General features: G+C 71.8%; 11 protein-coding genes. 4 read left to right on the forward strand and 7 right to left on the reverse strand.

Annotation, left to right across the window (positions count from 1 at the left end; translation table 11 throughout):
* Positions 1–688: 688 nt before the first annotated feature.
* On the reverse strand, positions 689–3,544 hold the full coding sequence (locus ACFVXG_RS32295) for a DEAD/DEAH box helicase (RefSeq protein ID WP_387932790.1): 2,856 nt from the start codon (positions 3,542–3,544) through the stop codon (positions 689–691).
* 256 nt (positions 3,545–3,800) lie between these two features.
* Here ACFVXG_RS32295 and ACFVXG_RS32300 point away from each other — a divergent pair, with 256 nt between their 5' ends.
* Positions 3,801–4,175 carry a hypothetical protein gene (locus tag ACFVXG_RS32300; protein ID WP_387932589.1) on the forward strand — a complete coding sequence of 125 codons (375 nt, stop codon included), beginning with the start codon at positions 3,801–3,803 and terminating at the stop codon, positions 4,173–4,175.
* A 29-nt stretch (positions 4,176–4,204) separates the two neighbouring features.
* A complete protein-coding gene (locus tag ACFVXG_RS32305; RefSeq protein ID WP_387932590.1) occupies positions 4,205–4,555 on the forward strand; it encodes an ArsR/SmtB family transcription factor in 351 nt (116 codons plus the stop codon).
* 37 nt (positions 4,556–4,592) lie between these two features.
* On the opposite strand, the gene ACFVXG_RS32310 is transcribed toward ACFVXG_RS32305, so the two are convergent.
* Complete coding sequence (locus ACFVXG_RS32310; protein WP_387932591.1) at positions 4,593–5,765, reverse strand: aminotransferase class V-fold PLP-dependent enzyme; 1,173 nt, start codon at positions 5,763–5,765, stop codon at positions 4,593–4,595.
* A gap of 168 nt (positions 5,766–5,933) precedes the next feature.
* Between ACFVXG_RS32310 and ACFVXG_RS32315 the strand changes: the two genes are divergently transcribed.
* Complete coding sequence (locus tag ACFVXG_RS32315; protein ID WP_387932592.1) at positions 5,934–6,311, forward strand: YrdB family protein; 378 nt, start codon at positions 5,934–5,936, stop codon at positions 6,309–6,311.
* Positions 6,312–6,609: 298 nt separating this feature from the next.
* A complete protein-coding gene (soxR, locus tag ACFVXG_RS32320; RefSeq protein WP_350507121.1) occupies positions 6,610–7,071 on the forward strand; it encodes a redox-sensitive transcriptional activator SoxR in 462 nt (153 codons plus the stop codon).
* Between the two features lie 148 nt (positions 7,072–7,219).
* On the opposite strand, the gene ACFVXG_RS32325 is transcribed toward soxR, so the two are convergent.
* The 5 genes from ACFVXG_RS32325 to ACFVXG_RS32345 are packed head-to-tail and all read right to left on the reverse strand — an operon-like array spanning position 7,220 to position 12,998.
* Positions 7,220–8,242: an ABC transporter ATP-binding protein gene (locus tag ACFVXG_RS32325; protein ID WP_387932593.1), complete on the reverse strand. Its 1,023-nt coding sequence runs from the start codon at positions 8,240–8,242 to the stop codon at positions 7,220–7,222.
* Entirely contained in the window at positions 8,242–9,249 is a 1,008-nt protein-coding gene (locus ACFVXG_RS32330; protein WP_387932595.1) for an ABC transporter ATP-binding protein, read from the reverse strand. The genes ACFVXG_RS32325 and ACFVXG_RS32330 overlap by 1 nt, the downstream gene beginning before the upstream one ends.
* A complete protein-coding gene (locus ACFVXG_RS32335) occupies positions 9,249–10,235 on the reverse strand; it encodes an ABC transporter permease (protein ID WP_387932597.1) in 987 nt (328 codons plus the stop codon). The genes ACFVXG_RS32330 and ACFVXG_RS32335 overlap by 1 nt, the downstream gene beginning before the upstream one ends.
* A 31-nt stretch (positions 10,236–10,266) precedes the next feature.
* Positions 10,267–11,241 carry an ABC transporter permease gene (locus tag ACFVXG_RS32340; protein WP_387932599.1) on the reverse strand — a complete coding sequence of 325 codons (975 nt, stop codon included), beginning with the start codon at positions 11,239–11,241 and terminating at the stop codon, positions 10,267–10,269.
* Between the two features lie 8 nt (positions 11,242–11,249).
* The gene (locus ACFVXG_RS32345; protein WP_387932601.1) at positions 11,250–12,998 is read right to left on the reverse strand and encodes an ABC transporter substrate-binding protein; all 1,749 of its coding nucleotides are present in this window, start codon (positions 12,996–12,998) and stop codon (positions 11,250–11,252) included.
* Positions 12,999–13,114 lie beyond the last annotated feature (116 nt).

A 13,114-nucleotide genomic window follows, 5' to 3' on the forward strand; every position in this document is an offset into this window, starting at 1 on the left:
GGCCGCCCCCGCCGTATCACCCCGACGCCCCGCCCGCTGTAGCCTGCGGGGTGGAAACGAAGTCCCAAACCCGGGGGTGTTGTGGGCGCCCCCCGCCGGGGCCGAGCGAGGGCCGCCAACTGTCAAGGATGGAAGTCGAATCTCCAGCCTTGAGCATGCAAAGCGTGTGGGCAAGGGCAGTAACGGCAGTTGAACGGCCCAAGTCCGGTCTTCGAGGTCCTCGGAGACCGGCATCACGCCCCAGAATCACCCTCATTTCCCCTATCTGCGCAGGAAGTCGTTTGAATCGACTTCCTGCGCAGCCCTGCACAAGTCCGTCGACGCTTCGGTCCGCCGAAGCGGCGACGGAATGGACTCTCAGAGCTTCCTATGTTGCCTACGGCCACGTCCCCAACCTCTGGTGTGCAGTCTCTGCGCCTCTGCCTCCTGTCGACGGCAGGAGGCAGAGGCGCATTCATCTCCTTCTTCTGCACAGGAAGTCGGCCTGGCCGACTTCCTGTGCAGCGCCATCGCTGGGGGGTGGGGGGTGGGGGGTGGGGGGTGGGGGCCGCCAAGGCCGCAGGCCTGGCGGCTTCCACCCCCGTTCATCGTTAGAAGGTCGCCGGGAACGCCGAAGGGGCCCGCACGTCCGAAGTCGAACGTGCGGGCCCCTTCTGGTGTTTCGTGCGGGCCCCTTCGGGTATCCGGCTCAGCCCACCGAGGAGTAGGCGATGATGCCGCGGCGCAGGCCGTCGACGGCCTTGCGGGCGGTCTTGCGGAGTTCGGCGTCCCCGCCGGCCGCGTCCTGGATCTGGCCGAGGACGTCGATCAGCTGCTTGGTCCAGCGGACGAAGTCGCCGGCCGGCATCTCGGCGTCCCGCAGGACCTGGTCGAGGCTGTGGCCGAGCGCCCAGCGGTAGGCGGCCCAGGCGAAGCCGAGGTCGGGTTCGCGCTGGCCGACACCTTCGGCGGTGTTGATCCGGTGCTGCTCCTCGAGGGCGTCGAGGTGGCCCCAGATCCGGACCATCTGGCCGAGCGCCTCCTTGGCCGCGCCCTCCGGCACCCGGGGGGCGCCGGCGTCGTCGGACTGGCGCGACTCGTAGACCAACGCCGAGGCGCAGGCGGCGAGTTCGGCGGCGGCGAGGCCGCTCCAGACGCCCTCGCGGATGCACTCGGAGGCGAGCAGGTCGAGTTCGCCGTAGAGCCGGCCGAGCCGCTTGCCGTCGTCGGTGACGGTGTCGCCGCTGAGGTAGCCGAGGTCGGTGAGCAGGCCGCAGACCCGGTCGAAGGTGCGGGCGATGGTGTGGGTGCGGGAGCGCATCCGGCGCTCCAGCAGTTCGGTGTCGCGGTGCAGCCGGTGGTAGCGCTCGGCCCAGCGGGCGTGGTCCTCGCGGTCGCTGCAGCCGTGGCAGGGGTGCTGGCGCAGTTCGGTGCGCAGCCGGGTGATCTCCGGGTCGTCGGCGGCGGCCGCGCGGCCGCGCCGGAACCGGTCGGGCTCCAGGTGGCCGGCCTTGGTGCGCAGCGCGGAGGCGAGGTCGCGCCGGGACTGCGGGCTGCGCGGGTTGAAGGACTTGGGGATGCGCACCCGCTCGACGGCGACCACCGGGTGCGGGAAGTCGATCATCGCGAGCCGCTTGACCTGCCGTTCGGCGGTGAGCACCACCGGGCGCGGGCCGTCCTGGAAGTCGGGGTGGCGCGGGCCGCCCCGGCCGGAGCGGCTGACCGGCGGCAGGCCCGGGTCGAGGACCAGGGCGAGGCCGGCGAACTTGCCGGTGGGGACGTGGATGACGTCGCCGGGCTTGAGCTGCTCGATCGACTCGACGGCGGCGGCGCGCCGCTGGCTGCTGCCCTCGCGGGCCAGGTCGTTCTCGCGGTCCTTGAGCCGGCGGCGCAGCTCCATGTACTCGTCGAAGTCGCCGAGGTGGCAGGTCATGGACTCGCGGTAGCCGTCCAGCCCCTCCTCGTTGCGCTGCACCTGGCGGGCGATGCCGACCACCGAGCGGTCCGCCTGGAACTGGGCGAAGGAGGTCTCCAGCAGTTCCCGGGAGCGGTGCCGGCCGAACTGGGAGACCAGGTTGACGGCCATGTTGTACGACGGCCGGAACGAGGACTTGAGCGGGTAGGTGCGGGTGCCGGCCAGGCCGGCCAGCGCCTCCGGGTCGAGGCCGCGCTGCCAGAGCACCACGGCGTGGCCCTCGACGTCGATGCCGCGCCGCCCGGCCCGGCCGGTGAGCTGGGTGTACTCGCCGGGGGTGATGTCGGCGTGGGTCTCGCCGTTCCACTTAACCAGCTTCTCCATGACCACCGAGCGGGCGGGCATGTTGATGCCGAGCGCCAGGGTCTCGGTCGCGAAGACGGCCTTGACCAGGCCCTTCACGAAGAGCTCCTCGACCACCTCCTTGAACCGGGGCAGCATCCCGGCGTGGTGGGCGGCGATGCCGCGCTCCAGCCCGTCCAGCCACTCGAAGTAGCCGAGTACGTGCAGGTCCTCGTCGGGGATGTCGGCGCAGCGCTCCTCGACGAGGGCCCGGACCACGGCGCGGTCGGAGTCCTTGTTGAGCCGCAGGCCGGAGCTGAGGCACTGCTGGACGGCGGCCTCGCAGCCGGCCCGGCTGAAGATGAAGGTGATCGCGGGCAGCAGGCCCTCGGCGTCGAGCCGGTCGATGACGTCGACCCGGCCCGGCGTCCAGACCTTGCCGGGGCGGCCGTTGGGCATGGAGCGGCCCCGGCCGCGGCCGAACCGGTCGCGCGGGTTGCGGTCGACCTCGGAGCGGGCGAGCCGGACCAGCTCGGGGTTGACGGCCTTGCCGGGGTTCTTGAGGCTGTGCTTCGGGCGGCCGTCCCGGTCGGGGTCGGCGAACAGGTCGTACATCCGGTTGCCGGCCATCACGTGCTGCCACAGCGGCACCGGGCGGGTCTCGGAGACGATCACCTTGGTGCCGCCGCGGACGGTGTCCAGCCAGTCGCCGAACTCCTCGGCGTTGGAGACGGTCGCGGAGAGCGAGACGAGGGTGACCGACTCGGGGAGGTGGATGATGACCTCCTCCCAGACGGCGCCGCGGAAGCGGTCGGCGAGGTAGTGCACCTCGTCCATCACGACGTAGCCGAGGCCGTCGAGGGTGCTGGAGCCCGCGTAGAGCATGTTGCGGAGCACCTCGGTGGTCATCACCACCACGGGGGCGTCGCCGTTGACGGTGTTGTCACCGGTGAGCAGGCCGACCTTGGCGGCGCCGTAGCGCTTGACCAGGTCCCCGTACTTCTGGTTGGAGAGCGCCTTGATCGGCGTGGTGTAGAAGCACTTGCGGCCCGCCTGGAGGGCCAGGTGCACCGCGAACTCGCCGACGATGGTCTTCCCGGAGCCGGTGGGGGCGGCGACCAGGACGCCGGAGCCGGCCTCCAGGGTCTCGCAGGCCTCCACCTGGAAGTCGTCCAGCGGGAAGTCGTACAGCTGCTGGAAGCCGTACAGCGCGGTGGCCTGCTCCTTGGCCCGGCGACGGCTGGCCGCGTACGCCTCGGCGGGGCTGAGCTCCTGGTCTTCCTGGGGCTCTGGATCGGGGGTGTTCATCGCCGTCCGGGTGTGGTTGGTGTGATCTCGCATCTCAGCGAGAGGTTACCCGGGAGGAGTGACATCGATAGCACCGTTTTCCGTGCGAGGAGATCACTCCTCTCTCAGATCCATAGTTGCAAATGTCTTCAAGTGATCAGGGTCCAGCCAGATCCGAACGACTCCGGTCATTCGCGGTGGAGTCCGGGACTTGCTCCCTACCTTCATGAGCCACGGCCGTGCGCTACGGCCACCGACTCACGGGAGGACAGCCACGATGGCGAACCTGGAGACGTCCCTCAAGGACGCCATGTCGATCGACGGCGCGATCGGCGTCGCCCTGGTCGACTACGGCAGCGGCATGGCCCTCGGCAGCCTCGGCGACGGCGGCGAACTGGACCTCAACGTCGCCGCGGCCGGCAACACCGACGTGGTCCGCGCCAAGATGCGGGCGATGGAGATGCTCAACCTGCACGACAACGCGATCGAGGACATCCTGATCACCCTGACCAACCAGTACCACATGGTCCGGCCGCTCACGGCGCCCACCGCTCGCGGCCTCTTCCTCTTCCTCGTGCTCAACCGGGAGCGCTCCAACCTGGCGATGGCCCGCCACCGGCTCAAGCAGATCGAATTCTCGCTGGAGGTCTGAGCCCGCCGACACCAGGGAAGGGGGGCCTCGTGACGGTAGCCATCTACCAGGCCAAGGCCGAGTTCTTCCGGATGCTCGGCCATCCCGTCCGGATCCGGGTGCTGGAGCTGCTGCAGGCCGGACCGACACCCGTCCGCTGCCTGCTCGCCGAACTGGAGGTCGAGCCCTCCAGCCTGTCCCAGCAGCTCGCGGTGCTGCGCCGTTCCGGCATCGTCACCGCCACCAGGGACGGCAGCACCGTGGTCTACGCACTGGCCGGCGGCGACGTCGCCGACCTGCTGCGAGCAGCCCGGCGGATCCTCACCGGGCTGCTCGCCGACCGGGACGTCCTGCTCGCGGAGCTGCGGGCGGCGGGCGACCAGGGGCCGACCGCTCCTTGAGCAGCTCCACCGGCTACTCGTCGAGGAGCTGCAGCGACTACTCCTTGAGCAGTTCCACCAGCGCGTCCGCGAGCCGCTCGTAGTCCGCCGCCCGGTTGTACAGCTGGGCGCTCACCCGCAGCACCGCGCCCTCGGGCCCGGACCGGACGGCGACCCGGATCCGGTGCCGCCGCCACAGCTCGGCCAGCAGCGCCAGGTACTGCGCCTCGGTGTCGGCGAACCCCTCCGGCAGTCGTACGGTGCGCATCCACACCCCGGGCGTCGCGGGCAGCGCCCGCAGGCCCGCCCGCTCGACCAGCACCCGCTGGCCGTACGCGGCGAGCGCGGCGTTGTGGGCGGCGACCGCCTCCCGGCCCAGTTCGCGCAGCAGCCCGAAGCCCGCCGGGGCGGCCAGCCAGGGGGTGTAGTCGCAGGTGCCGCGCCATTCGACGTTGGCGGGGAAGCCCCGGTGGTGCTCCCAGGACAGCGCGAGCGGGCGCACCCGGGCGGTCCACTCGGGGCGGACGGACAGCACGCCGGTGGCGCGCGGGGCGAAGGCCCACTTGTGCAGATTGCCGAACCAGAAGTCGGCATCGGGGTCGACCGGCTCGGGCAGCATCCCGGGGGCGTGGGCGCCGTCCACCAGGGTGGTCACCCCGCGCCCGCGCAGCTCGGCCAGCAGGGCCGGGGAGGCCACCGTACGGGCGGTGAGCGAGGTGATCCGGTCCAGGACGGCGACGGTGGTGCGGCCGTCCACGGCGGCGAGCACCGCGTCGCGGACGGCGGCCTCGTCCGGGGCGTCCAGCGGCACCCGGGCGACCACCAGCTCGGCGCCGGTCTCGGCGGCCCTGCGGGCCGCGGCCTGGGTGACGGCACCGTAGCCGTGGTCGGTGACCAGGATCCGGTCGCCGGGGGCGAACGGGATGCTGTCCAGGGCGATCGCGGCCGCCTCGGTGACGTTGGCGACCAGCGCCAGCCGGTCCGGGTCGGTGGCCAGTTCGGCGGCGATCAGCTCCCGGGTCCCGGCGATCCGGGCCGGCAGGTCGGCGAAGAAGCCGTCCGGGTCCAGCTCGTGCTCGGTCCGCAGCTCCGCCTGCACCCGCTGCACCGGGAGCGGCACGGCGCCGAAGGAGCCGTGGTTGAGGTGCGCGGCGTGCGGCGACAGACTGAACAGGCCCTCGGCGGCGGGCAGCGGGGCCGGGGGCTCGGCGGTGCTCAGGTCGTCGACCACGGCGGTACTCCCTCTGGTGATGTGTGACATTGCATGCGCCAGGCTACGGCCCGGCCCCTGATCCGTACACGTCTTCGGGGCGATCCATTGAGTTCCCGCGGGCCGGACTGGGAAACTCCGGCTGACCGCCGCCCGACCGGGCGGCCCGGCGAACGGGGAGAGCACGGGATGAGGATCGAAAGACCGAAACCGGTCGGACAGCGGCAGTGGACCCCGCTGACCATGACCAACGCGGGACTCGCCTTCGGGCTGGAGCTCGCCCTACTGGCCTCGCTCTGCTACTGGGGGTTCAAGACCGGCTCCAGCCTGGCCACCCGGCTGCTGCTGGGCCTCGGCGCCCCGGCCCTGGCAGCCGCCTTCTGGGGGCTGTTCCTGGCCGCGGGCGGGCCCAGGTTCCGCCAGCCGCTCGGCGTGGAGATCGTGCTCAAGCTGCTGGCCCTGCTCACCGGGGCGCTCGCGCTGCACGCCTCCGGCCGGACCACCCTGGCGGTGGTCTACGCGGTGCTGGTGGTCATCAGCGTGACCGTGGAGTACACCGCGCACTGACCCGTGCCTCGCACCGACCCCGGACGGACCGGAAGGCCCGGACGGACGCGAAGGCCCCGGACGGACCGGAAGGCCCCGGATCCCCTCGACGAAAAGGGATCCGGGGCCAGGATCGACGCGGCCGCCGCGTCACGGCGGGAGAAGGGTTCGCGCCACCCGCCCGAGGCCCCGGCGGTCGGCGACTGCGGTGGGTAACTGGGCTTGTCGGCAAGGTCGGTGGCGGCTCGGACGGCGGTTGATTCGGTCACGTCCGATACGCTAGGACTTCAAGAGAGCTTGAAGTCAAGGAGTGGGGACCATGACCGGGACCGCGCCCGTCGACCTGCTGAGCGTGGGCGAGGTGGCCCGACGGGCCGGGATCGCCACCTCGGCCGTGCGCTTCTACGAGGAGCAGGGGCTGATCTCCTCCGAACGGTCGGCGGGCAACCAGCGCCGCTACCGGCGGCACGTGCTGCGCCGCATCTCGCTGATCCTGGTCGCCAAACGGCTCGGCATCCCGCTCGCCGAGGTCGCCGAGGTGTTCACCGGCCTGCCCGAGGACCGGATGCCGGGCAAGCACGACTGGGAACGGATCTCCCGCCGGTGGGCCGATCAACTACGCGCCCGCCGCACCGAGTTGGAGCACCTGGAGGCCGAACTGACCGGCTGCATCGGCTGCGGCTGCGTGTCGCTGCGCCGCTGCCGGGTGCTCAACCCCGGCGACGAACTCGCCACCGAGGGGCCCGGGCCCCGGCTGCTGCTGCCCCCCGAGGAGCAATAGCGGAGCAGTAAAGAAGTGGAACCCGGTCGGACGCGGCCCTCGTGAGGTTCCCCGCCGCGCCCGACCGGGGGCTTGTTCGCCGCTGCGGCGCTACCGCAGCTCTACTGCGGCTGCGCTGCGGCACTACTGCGGCTGCACTGCGGCTCCGCTACGGCCCTTCCGGGAAGTGGCAGGCCGCCTGGCGGCCGCCCGCACCGACCGGCTCCAGCAGCGGCCGCTCCGTCCGGCAGCGCGCCTGCGCCTTCGGACAGCGCGGGTGGAAGCCGCACCCGGTCGGCGGGTCGGCCGGGCTCGGCGGGTCGCCGAGCAGCACGATCCGCTCCCGGGCCCGCTCCGCCGCCGGGTCCGGCAGCGGGACAGCGGACAGCAGCGCCCGGGTGTACGGGTGCGCCGGGCTGCCGTACACCTCGGCCTTGTCGCCGATCTCCACGATCCGGCCCAGGTACATCACCGCGACCCGGTCGCAGACCCGCTTGACCACCGAGAGGTCGTGCGCGATGAATACGTACGCCAGGCCCAGCTCCCGCTGCAACTGCTCCATCAGGTTGACCACTTGGGCCTGGACCGAGACGTCCAGCGCGGACACCGGCTCGTCCGCGACCACCAGCTTCGGCGAGGTGGCCAGCGAGCGGGCGATGCCGATCCGCTGCGCCTGGCCGCCGGAGAACTCGTGCGGGTAGCGGTCGAGGTGCTCGGGGATCAGCCCGACCAGCTCCATCAGTTCGGCCGCCCGGCCGCGTGCCGCCGCGGCGCTCGCGCCCTGGACCAGCAGCGGCTCGGAGATGATCCGGGCCACCGTCTGCCTTGGGTTGAGCGAGGAGTACGGGTCCTGGAAGACCATCTGCAGGTGCCGCCGGTGCGGCCGCAGCCGGGCCTGGGAGAGGCCGCCGATCTCGGTGCCGTCGAAGGTGACGGTGCCCGAGGTGGGGTCGAGCAGCCGGACGATCATCCGGCCGGTGGTGGACTTGCCGCAGCCGGACTCGCCGACCAGGCCCAGCGTCTCGCCCGCGCCGAGGTCGAAGCTCACCCCGTCCACGGCCCGGACCGGCGCGCCGGCCCGGCCGGTGCGGCTGCGCCGGCCGGCGAAGGTCTTCACCAAGTCCCGTACGGACAGCAGCGGTTCAGTCGAGCGCGATGCAGTCGCCGGCTCGGACAGTACTGGTTCGGCCATCAGAGGGCCCCTTCCGGCACCAGTGGCAAGTGGCAGGCGGCCCGGTGGCCCACGTCGGGCGGGCCGAACGGGTCGAGCGGCGGGCGCTCCGCCAGGCAGCGGGCGTGCTCCTCGGCGGGCGCCGCGGTGGTGCGGGCGCAGCGCGGGGCGAAGGAGCAGCCGGGGGCGGGGGTGAGCAGCGAGGGCGGGCTGCCGGGGATGGCCCGCAGCGGCGCGTCGTCGGGGTCGTCCAGGCGCGGCAGCGAGTCCAGCAGGCCGCGGGTGTACGGGTGCGCGGGTGCGGCGAACAGCCGTTCCGCCGGGGCCTGTTCGGCCGCCCGGCCGCCGTACATGACCAGCACCTGGTGGGCGACCCGGGCGACCACGCCCAGGTCGTGGGTGATCATCACGACGCCGAGGCCGCGGTCCTGCTGGATCCGGGCGATCAGGTCGAGGATCTGGGCCTGGACGGTGACGTCCAGCGCGGTGGTGGGCTCGTCGGCGATCAGCAGGTCGGGTTCGCAGGCGAGCGCCATGGCGATCATCACGCGCTGGCGCATGCCGCCGGAGAACTGGTGCGGGTACTCGTCGACCCGGCGGGCCGGCTCCGGGATGCCGACCTCGGCGAGCATCTCGACCGCCCGGGCCCGTCCGGCCTTGCGGCCGGCCCGGAAGTGCACCCGGTAGTGCTCGGCGATCTGTTCGCCGACGGTGTAGAAGGGGTGGAGGCTGGACAGCGGGTCCTGGAAGACCATGGCGATCCGCCGGCCCCGGACGGTGCCCAGCTCCCGCTCCCCCAGCCCGGTCAACTCCCGCCCGTCGAGCCGGATCGAGCCGCTGACGGCGGCGCCGCGGTGCAGGCCCATGAGGGCCAGCGAGGTGACGGACTTGCCGCTGCCGGACTCACCGACCAGCCCGAGGGTGCGCCCGGCCTCGACGGTGAAGGAGATGCCGTCCACGGCCCGGACGGTGCCGCGCGGGGTGTCGAAGGCGACCTTGAGGTCCTCGACCTCCAACAGACTGGGCATCAGTACCTCACTCTCGGGTCGACGACCGCGTAGAGCAGGTCGACCAGCAGGTTCGCCGCGACGATGAAGAAGGCCGCGAGCAGGGTGACGCCGAGGATCACGGGCTGGTCGGAGCGGGCCAGTCCGTCGTAGAACAGCCGGCCGACGCCGGGCAGGCCGAAGATCGACTCGGTGATGACGGCCCCGGCCAGCAGTCCGCCGAGGTCCATCCCGAAGATGGTCAGGATCGGCGTCGCCGCGGAGCGCAGCCCGTGCTTGACGGTCACCGTGCGGGCCGGCAGCCCCTTCGCCCGGGCGGTGCGGATGTACGGCTCGGCCATCGCCTCGATCATCGAGGTGCGGCTCTGCCGGGCGTACATCGCCGCGTACAGCAGGGCGAGGGCGGTCCAGGGCAGCAGCAGGTTGCTCGCCCAGTCGAGCGGGCCGTCGGTGAACGCGTGGTACGAGGGGTAGGGCAGCAGCCCGGCCGTCCGGACCAGGCCCCAGATCAGCATGATCGAGGTGAAGTAGACCGGCAGCGAGGCCGCCCCGACCGAGAGCACCATCAGGGTCCGGTCGGTGAAGCCGCCCTTGCGCAGTGCCGAGGTGACGCCCGCGCCGAGGCCGAGGAGCAGCCAGAGCACGGCGGCACCGAGGGCCAGCGAGATCGAGACCGGGAGGCGGTCGGTGAGCAGGTCCCAGACCGGCAGCCCGTACTCGTAGGAGTAGCCGAGGCAGGGGAAGCCGCAGTGCACCGCGCTCGGGCCGGTGCCGTAGTCGCGGCCCGCGAAGATCCCGGTCAGGTAGGCGGCGAACTGGTCCCAGACCGGCTTGTCCAGGCCCATCGCCGCCTTGACGTCGGCGAGCCGCTCGGGGCTGCAGGTCTTGCCGCAGGCGGCCGCGGCCGGGTCGTTGGGCAGCAGGTAGAAGATGGTGAAGGTGATGGCGCAGATGGCGAGCAGGATGCCCGCCACGCCGAGCAGGCGGCGGCCGAGGTAGAGGATCACGACCGGCCTCCGCGGGGGTCGGGGTAGCGGATCACGATCGGGCTCCCCGGGGGTCGAGGATGTCCCGCAGCGCGTCCCCGAGCAGGGTGAAGGCGAGCACGGCGAGGAACAGGAAGGCCGTCGGGATGAGGAAGTACGTCGGGTCGGTCTCGTAGTGGACGATGCTCTCGGCGATCATCTGCCCCCAGGACGGGGTCGGCGGGCGCACGCCCACGCCGAGGTAGCTGAGCGCGGCCTCGGTGGCGATCATGCCGGGGATCAGCAGCGTGGTGTACGCGATGACCGGGCCCGAGACGTTCGGCAGGATCTCCCGGGTGAGGATGCGCCAGGAGCGGGCGCCGCCGACCCGGGCGGCCTCGACGTACTCGCGGTGCTTGAGCGAGAGGGTCTGGCCGCGCACCACCCGGGCGATGCCGGGCCAGGTGAACAGGCCGATCACCAGGGTGATCAGCAGGATCCGGTTGACGTCCTTGGCCACCGACATCATCGCGATCATGAAGATCAGCGAGGGGAAGGACATCGTGAGGTCCATCAACCGGGACAGCACGGCGTCGGTCCGGCCGCCGAAGTAGCCCGCCGCGACGCCCGCCAGGGTGCCGGTGACCACGACGACCGCGGTCGCGGTGAACGCGATCAGCAGCGACACCTGCCCGCCGTGCAGCACCCGGGCGAACAGGTCGCGCCCGGTGATCGGCTCCACGCCCAGCCAGTGCCGGGTGCTGATGCCGCCGAAGTCACCCCTGGGCATGCCGCCCAGGTAGGCGTCCACGGCGCGCTTGTCGAACTCCTCGGGGGTCCAGCCGCCGAGCGCGCTCAGCGGGCCGGCCAGGGCGGCCGCCAGCAGCAGCACGCCGACCGTGATCAGGCCGAACCGGGCCGAACCGCGGGCCCACAGCTGGTCCAGGACCAGCCGCCACGGCCCGCGCCCGGCGGCCTTCGCGGGGACAGCGGCCGCGGCTTCCGCCGCGCCTTCCGCTGCGGCGGGAGGCTCAGTGGTCGTACTCATGGAGCCGCTCACTTGCCCTTGGCCGGGTCCTTGAGGCCCACCACGGCCAGGTCGATCATCCCCGCGTAGCCCGAACTGCCGAACGCCCCGGCCACGTTGGTGCCGACCATCAGCGGGCGGCGCTGCCACATCAGCGGGACGGCGGGCGCCTTGCGCATCAGGTCCTCGTCCAGCTGCTGCCAGGCCTTGTTGGCCTCGTTGACGTCCGGCATGGCCGCGATCGCGTCCATCCGGTCCATCGTGGCCTGGTCCCGGAACTGGCTGAGGTTGCCCTGGTTGCCCTTCTCCTTGATGGTGCGTCCGTCGAACTGGAACGGCAGGAAGGTCGCGGCGGACGGGTAGTCCGGGCACCAGCCGTTGATGGCCAGCTCGGGGGCGTTCTTGGTGTCGCCGAGGGTGTCGGTGAAGGCGGACGGGTCCACGGTGTTGACGGTGACCTGGACGCCGGCCTTGGCCAGCGACTGCTGGACCGCCTCGGCGCGGGTCTTGTCGCCGAGCGAGACGGTGAGCCCGATCTTGAGGTCGGTCTTGCCCGCCTCCTTGAGCAGCGCCTTGGCCTTCTCCGGGTCCCCGGTGGCCGGGATCTTCAGCGGATCGGCCTTGACCCCGCCGGTCAGCGACGGCGGGAGGAAGGAGGTCGCCACGTCGGCCATCGCCGGGCCGCCGAACGCGGTCACCTGGGCCTCGCGGTCGACGGCCCACATCATCGCCTCGCGCGCCTTCGGGTCGTCGAACGGCGCCTTGGCGGTGTTCAGGTAGAGCATGTCCGTACAGCCGGTCCGCTCGGCCGCCATCCGGGCTTTGACGTCCGCCTTGGGCAGCACCTTGGCGACCGACTCGTGCTGCATCCAGGGCATGTTGATGGCGTTGGCGTCGGCGCCCTCGCTGGCGATGATCCGGTCGTCCGCCTGGCCGCCCTTGATGCCCTCGGTGACCACGATCCGGTCCGGGTAGGCCTTGCGGACGGTGTCGGTCCCCGGGTCCCAGCTGGTGTTGCGGACCAGGACCAGCTGCTTGCCCCGGTCGTAGGTCTCGATCTTGTACGGGCCGGAGGAGAACGGCCGGGAGTCGTACTGGGTGCCCTTCTCCTGGGACTGCGGGACGGGCGCGAAGGTCGGCAGGGTGACGGTGTCCGAGAACTCGGCGACCGGGCGCTTGAGGTGGAAGACGATCGTCTTCTCGTCCGGGGTCTCGATGCTCGCCAGGTGCTCGCCGGTGAGCGGGCCCTTGTAGTTCTCACCGCCGGCCAGGTACTGGATCGCGTAGTCCGGCCCGCCGGTGAGGTCCGGGGAGAAGGAGCGCTCGACGTTGTACTTGATGTCGGCGGACTTGATCGTGCTGCCGTCCTCGTACTTGAGGCCGTCCTTGAGGGTGAAGGTCCAGGTCTTGCCGCCGTCCGAGGACTTGCCCAGGTCGGTCGCGAGGTCCGGGACGATCTCGCTGCCGGCGGCTCCCGGCTCGGACTTGAAGGTCGTCAGGGTGCGGTAGAGCAGCCGGGTGCCGAAGTCCATGTGCGGGACGGTCCAGTTGCGCGCCGGGTCGAGGTGGGCGAAGTCCTGGTTGGTCAGGACGGTGAGGGTGCCGCCCTTGGCCGGGGTGCCGCCGATGACCGAACCGCTCTCCGCGCCCGGGCCCTTGGTGCTGGTGGCGGCCGCGTCGTCGCCGCTGTCGCTCTTGTCGTTCTTGCAGGCCCCGAGGCCGAGGGTGAGGGTCGCCGCGAGGGCGGCGGCGAGGAGGGCATGGGTGCGCCTGGTCATGTGGCAACTCCGCTGTGGGGGGCCTGCATCGGTCCGCGGGCCGGCTCTGGCCGCACCGCTGTGTGACCCGTAACATAGTAATGTGAAATTGCACTGCACAAGAGGTGGCGCCCGCC

Origin of the sequence: Kitasatospora sp. NPDC058162 (assembly GCF_042884005.1) — a bacterium.
Classification (GTDB): Bacteria; Actinomycetota; Actinomycetes; order Streptomycetales; family Streptomycetaceae; genus Kitasatospora.

Bases quoted from the DNA above. Each gene is read 5' to 3' on its own strand.
- ACFVXG_RS32295 (WP_387932790.1), bottom strand. From the start codon at position 3,544: ATGAACACCCCCGATCCAGAGCCCCAGGAAGACCAGGAGCTCAGCCCC.
- ACFVXG_RS32300 (WP_387932589.1), top strand. From the start codon at position 3,801: ATGGCGAACCTGGAGACGTCCCTCAAGGACGCCATGTCGATCGACGGC.
- ACFVXG_RS32315 (WP_387932592.1), top strand. From the start codon at position 5,934: ATGAGGATCGAAAGACCGAAACCGGTCGGACAGCGGCAGTGGACCCCG.
- soxR (WP_350507121.1), top strand. From the start codon at position 6,610: ATGACCGGGACCGCGCCCGTCGACCTGCTGAGCGTGGGCGAGGTGGCC.
- ACFVXG_RS32325 (WP_387932593.1), bottom strand. From the start codon at position 8,242: ATGGCCGAACCAGTACTGTCCGAGCCGGCGACTGCATCGCGCTCGACT.
- ACFVXG_RS32330 (WP_387932595.1), bottom strand. From the start codon at position 9,249: ATGCCCAGTCTGTTGGAGGTCGAGGACCTCAAGGTCGCCTTCGACACC.
- ACFVXG_RS32340 (WP_387932599.1), bottom strand. From the start codon at position 11,241: ATGAGTACGACCACTGAGCCTCCCGCCGCAGCGGAAGGCGCGGCGGAA.
- ACFVXG_RS32345 (WP_387932601.1), bottom strand. From the start codon at position 12,998: ATGACCAGGCGCACCCATGCCCTCCTCGCCGCCGCCCTCGCGGCGACC.